The 4933-nt window shown below is 49.1% G+C and carries 4 protein-coding genes, 1 tRNA gene and 1 pseudogene; all 6 read right to left on the bottom strand.

Going from position 1 to position 4933, the window contains the following annotated elements:
• Window positions 1–759 (bottom strand): ribose-phosphate diphosphokinase (locus tag B3D59_RS08325; protein WP_286818935.1); only part of this gene is annotated, 759 nt, incomplete at its 3' end.
• Window positions 760–804: 45 nt separating this feature from the next.
• Window positions 805–879: transfer RNA gene (locus B3D59_RS08330), tRNA-Gln, on the bottom strand.
• A 14-nt stretch (window positions 880–893) separates the two neighbouring features.
• Entirely contained in the window at window positions 894–1784 is an 891-nt protein-coding gene (ispE, locus tag B3D59_RS08335) for a 4-(cytidine 5'-diphospho)-2-C-methyl-D-erythritol kinase (protein ID WP_286818936.1), read from the bottom strand.
• On the bottom strand, window positions 1784–2095 hold the full coding sequence (locus B3D59_RS08340) for a DUF1844 domain-containing protein (protein ID WP_286818937.1): 312 nt from the start codon (window positions 2093–2095) through the stop codon (window positions 1784–1786). The genes ispE and B3D59_RS08340 overlap by 1 nt, the downstream gene beginning before the upstream one ends.
• A 27-nt stretch (window positions 2096–2122) precedes the next feature.
• On the bottom strand, window positions 2123–3019 hold the full coding sequence (folD, locus tag B3D59_RS08345; protein ID WP_286818938.1) for a bifunctional methylenetetrahydrofolate dehydrogenase/methenyltetrahydrofolate cyclohydrolase FolD: 897 nt from the start codon (window positions 3017–3019) through the stop codon (window positions 2123–2125).
• Window positions 3020–3096: 77 nt separating this feature from the next.
• Window positions 3097–4877, bottom strand: a pseudogene (locus B3D59_RS08350) (formate--tetrahydrofolate ligase).
• Window positions 4878–4933 lie beyond the last annotated feature (56 nt).

Genomic DNA, 4933 nt, shown 5'->3' on the forward strand with positions numbered 1-4933 from the left:
GCCTGACAATACCGGATGGGTACAATATGCATGAACTTCTTTGGCACCCTTTTCACTGATAACGCTGGCAGCCTCGGTCAGGGTCCCGGCAGTGTCCACCATATCATCAATAACCAAAGCAATTTTACCCTTCACATCTCCGATGATAGCCATGGCCTTGGCCTGATTGGGTGCGCTACGGCGTTTATCCACGATGGCAAGGCCGGCATCCAAGCGTTTGGCATAAGCCCTGGCCCGCTCCACCCCGCCTGCATCCGGAGAAACTACAACGATATCATCACTAAAACGGGTTTTTATATCATCAATAATTATAGGGGCTGCATAAAGATTATCCACGGGCACATTGAAAAAGCCCTGAATCTGTCCGGCATGCAGGTCCATGGTGATGACCCTGTCAACCCCGGTCCTTTCAAGCAAGGCTGCAACCACCTTGGCACTGATGGGCACCCGGGGAGCAACTTTCTTGTCCTGGCGGGAATATCCGAAATAGGGAATAACAGCGGTCACCCGGGCAGCAGAGGAACGTCTGAAGGCATCAATGAGCAGCAGAAGCTCAACTAAATTGTCGTTCACAGGCTTGCACGTGGATTGAATGACATAAACTTCCCGCCGACGCACATTTTCATGAATTTCGACCTGGGTTTCCCCGTCACTGAACCGGTTGACCTTCAATCGTCCCAGAGGTTTGGCCAAATATTCCGATATTCTTTCTGCAAGGGGGACATTGGAGTTTCCGGCAAATATGGACAGGCCGTTCATAATAAACCTCTTTGTTTTCTAACCATTCCTGGCCCTTTAAAATTTTGGCTGGGGCGAGAGGATTCGAACCTCTGAATGCAGGGATCAAAACCCTGTGTCTTACCGCTTGACGACGCCCCAAAATTTTTATTAGATCAGCCATCCAAAAGCCCGATCCTGCAAAGAAAAACATATTTCATGTTTTCCGACCGGACCTGCAAGAGCTGTTCGTAGTCCCTTTCGGCCATATTATGATCCGAGTAAAGGGCAAAAAGAGACGAGCCGCTTCCAGACATATACACATTTCTTCGCAGCAGCAACGCCATATCTTTTTTTGCAGTACCGATCTCAGGGTATAAACTGCATGCCGGTCTCTCAAGATCGTTATGCAAAAATTCCCTGCCATCAAGCTCTTTTCCGAATGGCAGCATGTTCGAACTCGGTTTTATAATACATGAAGGGATGAATGTCAATCCAAATTCCAACTTTTTGAAAACATTTCCTGTTGAGGCAGGCACACCCGGGTTTACAACAATCACAGACAGGCGTGGCATTTGCGTGCAGGGCACAAGTTTTTCGCCTACGCCGGAGGCAAAAGCAGGCCCCCCGGAAATAAAAAAAGGAACGTCTGTCCCCAGGGTCAGCCCCAAACGCATCAGTTCATCCTTGGAAAACGGGGTTTCGCTATATTCATTCAAGGCCAGCAGCACACATGCGGCATTCGAACTGCCCCCCCCAAGCCCCCCACATACCGGTATCCTTTTTTCAATGTGGATGGTCAAATGGTCAAAAACAAAATCTCCCTTTTTGTCAATCATTGCAGCCCTGAAAAGGACTGCGGCCCGGCATGCCAGGTTCGTATCATCTTCTGGGACATCCGGATGGCTGCACACCGCCCTGATACCGTTGCCTGACCGTTCAATTCCCAAACGATCGGCCAGTGTCAAAGGGGCCATCAGGGAGAACAGTTCATGGTAACCGTCAGCCCGCCTGCCCGTCACATAAAGAAATAAATTGATCTTAGCAGGAGATAGCCGTACCTGCATCAGGACCTGGCCTCCACATAGGCGATTCGCAGCTCACTGAGCAGGGCTTTAAGCAGGTTTTGCTCATCCCCGTTCAGGTTGCCGGAAGTTTTTTCCTGGAGCATTGCAATCATATCAATGGTGTGTTTTGCTATTTCCAGATTTTTTGTTTTTTTCCCGGTGGATGGATCCTCGACTATTCCAAGCTGCACAAGACCGGATGAATACAAAGACAAAATAAAACTTGAAAAATCTATCCTGGGCAGCGCGTTTTTACAGGCTGATTTACCGGTTTGTGCCTCTTTCATTATAAAGCCATCTCCTTGAGCCATTTTTCCTCCTTTGTGTCACAATCTTGTTTATAAATCTCCCAGGGCATACTGAGCGGATTTCAGGGTATTTTTCATGAGCATGGCAATCGTCATAGGGCCGACGCCGCCAGGAACAGGGGTGATCTTGCCTGCTATGTCCTTGGCTGCATCAAAGTCTACGTCACCTTTTAGAATCACTTTTCCTGTGGCTTCATTTATGCCCACACGGTTAACGCCGACGTCAATGACAGTGGCGCCCGGCTTGATCCATTCGGGTTTAACAAGGCCAGGCACGCCGGCTGCAACAACAAGGATATCAGCACGTTTGCAATGGGCGGCAAGATCTTTGGTCCTTGTATGAACAATGGTTACGGTGGCATTGGCAGCAACACCTTTTTGGGCCAGCATCATGGCAATGGGTTTGCCGACGATATTGGAACGTCCCACCACAACGACCTCTGCTCCGCATGTCTGTGTGCCGGAACGGACAATCATCTCCTGGATACCGGCCGGGGTGCAGGGCATGAATCTGGCATCATCACCGCCGATCATCAGACGACCCACATTAACGGGGTGGAATGCATCCACATCCTTATCCGGATTAATGGCATTAATCACCTTTTTTTCATCAATATGCATGGGCAGCGGCAACTGAACCAGAATGCCGTGAATGTCGGGATCATTGTTGTATTTTTCGATCAAAGCCAGCAGATCAGCTTCGCTGATATCTTCGGGCAGATCTTCCTGAATTTCATGAAATCCAACAGACAACGCGGTTTTTATTTTTAAGGTGACATAACTGACAGATCCCGGGTCTTTACCCACAAGAATGGTTGCCAATCCAGGCACTTTGCCGTGTTTGGCCTTCATTTTTTCAACATCGGCCTTTATTTCAGCCAAAATAGTCTTTCTTATCTCGGTTCCGCTAATGATTTTTGCGGTCATGCAGTTTCTCCTGATATGCTCCGACAACGAAAAACATACAGCGCTGTTTCCTTTGCCGGGTTGGTTAAATCTTTATCTTAAAATATACCCTGAACCTTGCCGGTTTCAACATCAACATCAATACGTTTAAAGGCCGGGTTGGAACAGGTGCCCGGCATCAGAGAGATATCGCCGGCAACAGGAACGATAAAACCTGCCCCCCTGTAAGTCAGGACTTCACGGATGGTAAGTCTCCAATTTGTGGGCACCCCCTTAAGCGCAGCGTTGTCAGACAAAGACAGGTGGGTTTTCACCATACAGACACCCATCTTGGAAACTTCCGGATCGGCCTGGAGCTCAGCTAATTTCCTGTCGGCAACAGGAGAGTAATCAACACCGTCGGCACCGTAAACCTCCTTGGCAATAAGTTCGATTCTCTGTTTAAGCGGCATGTCCAGCATGTAGAGGAACTTGAATTGTGTTTTTTCCTCGCATGCGTCCACAACCGCCCGGGCAAATTCAATGGCACCGTCGCCGCCTTTTTCCCAGTGGCGGGAAACCGCCACTCTTGCACCTTCGGCATCGACAAGTTCACGCACCTTGGCGATCTCAGCGTCAGTGTCCATATAGAAGACATTGATGCAAACCACCGGCGATATGCCCGCTTTACGGACGTTGCGGATGTGATGGATGAGATTGACACATCCTTTTTCAACCCATTCAACGTTTTCGATACCGTATGCTTCGGGCATGGGCTTACCCGGAACAGGCACAGGTGCGCCGCCATGGCACTTTAAAGCACGGATCGTTGCAACGATAACGGCACAATCAGGTGTTAGCCCCGAGTAGCGGCATTTCAGGTTCCAGAACTTTTCAAAACCAATGCCTGCGCCAAAGCCGGATTCGGTCACGTGGTAGTCAGCCAATTTCAAGCCGACTTTATCGGCGATGATGGAACTCTGGCCAATGGCAATGTTGGCGAACGGCGCTGCATGAACAATAACAGGCTGGCCTTCCATGGTCTGCATCAAAGAGGGTTTCATTGCGTCAACCATCCAGGCAGTCATTGCTCCGGCAACCTTTAAGTCTTCAGTGGTGACAGGTGCGCCTTTTTTGGTGTATGCCACAACGATCTTACCCATTCTTTCACGCAGATCTTTAAGATCTTTGGCCAGGGAGAGGATGGCCATAACTTCTGAAGAGACCGCAATACCGAATTTGGATTTCATCATAAACCCGTCGAACTTGCCGTTTACGCCGTCAATACCGATAATGATGTTACGCAGGGACTGGCAGCAAAAATCCATGACCCATCCCATTTCAATATTGGTGGGATCAATGTCGATTCGCTTCATGCCCGAGAGGCGCTCCAGTTGCTCGTCATTATAGTTTCTTTCATGCTGTAAACGAGAGGTCAGGGCTACCATGGCCAGGTTGTGGGCGTTCANNTCATGATGGCGTTGATGTCGCCGGTAAATCCCAAAGAAAAGGGCGTCAAAGGAATGCACTGGGCCAGACCGCCGCCGGCGGCAGACCCCTTGATGTTCATGGTCGGGCCACCTGAAGGCTGACGGATGGCGGCTGCAACACGTTTTCCGATTTTTCCAAGGCCCTGTACCAAGCCTATGGCAGAAGTGGATTTGCCTTCCCCAAGCGGGGTGGGGGTAATGGCGGTAACATCAATATACTTTCCGTTGGGCTTATCTTTAAGACGGTCAAGTACTTTCATGAAATCGATTTTACCAATGTAATGCCCCTGGGGCAGCAGTTCTTCTTCGGTTAATCCAAGTTTTTCACCGATTTTATAAATGGTAAGCATCTTTTTTTCTGCATCTTCCGCAATTTCCCAATCCGCATGTTTGGTTGGATCTAAGGCCATGACCAACCTCCTTTAATTTTTTTTATAAGATAGTCTGGGTAAGTTACTCAGATCTT

It is taken from the genome of Desulfobacter sp. UBA2225 (assembly GCF_002348205.1).
In the GTDB taxonomy this organism is placed as follows: Bacteria; Desulfobacterota; Desulfobacteria; order Desulfobacterales; family Desulfobacteraceae; genus Desulfobacter; species Desulfobacter postgatei.

What these genes read in the sequence shown, in the direction of transcription:
- ispE (WP_286818936.1), bottom strand. Translation starts at nt 1,784, where the DNA reads ATGCAGGTACGGCTATCTCCTGCTAAGATCAATTTATTTCTTTATGTG.
- B3D59_RS08340 (WP_286818937.1), bottom strand. Translation starts at nt 2,095, where the DNA reads ATGGCTCAAGGAGATGGCTTTATAATGAAAGAGGCACAAACCGGTAAA.
- folD (WP_286818938.1), bottom strand. Translation starts at nt 3,019, where the DNA reads ATGACCGCAAAAATCATTAGCGGAACCGAGATAAGAAAGACTATTTTG.